This is a genomic window from uncultured Winogradskyella sp., assembly GCF_947498345.1.
In the GTDB taxonomy this organism is placed as follows: Bacteria; Bacteroidota; Bacteroidia; order Flavobacteriales; family Flavobacteriaceae; genus Winogradskyella.
Window position 1 is genome coordinate 1 of the sequence record NZ_CANMJY010000030.1, and the last position, 421, is coordinate 421.

Annotated in this window: 1 protein-coding gene; it reads right to left on the reverse strand. The window is 47.7% G+C overall.

The window, feature by feature from the left end; translation table 11 throughout:
• Positions 1-421 (reverse strand): hypothetical protein (locus Q0912_RS17475; protein ID WP_299117571.1); only part of this gene is annotated, 421 nt, incomplete at both ends.

Sequence of the window (421 nt, forward strand, 5' to 3'; positions counted from 1 at the left end):
GTTTTCTGGCAATTCAGATATCTGTGTCCCTCGTAGGTAAAGAGAACCGCCAACCGTTAGGTTTTCTGGCAATTCAGATATCTGTGTCCCTCGTAGGTCAAGAGAACCGCCAACCGTTAGGTTTTCTGGCAATTCAGATATCTGTGTCCCTTCAAGGTCAAGATAACCGCCAACCGTTAGGTTTTCTGGCAATTCAGATATCTGTGTCCCTCGTAGGTAAAGAGAACCGCCAACCGTTAGGTTTTCTGGCAATTCAGATATCTGTGTCCCTCGTAGGTCAAGAGAACCGCCAACCGTTAGGTTTTCTGGCAATTCAGATATCTGTGTCCCTCGTAGGTCAAGAGAACCGCCAACCGTTAGGTTTTCTGGCAATTCGGATATCTGTGTCCCTCGTAGGTCAAGAGAACCGCCAACCGTTAGG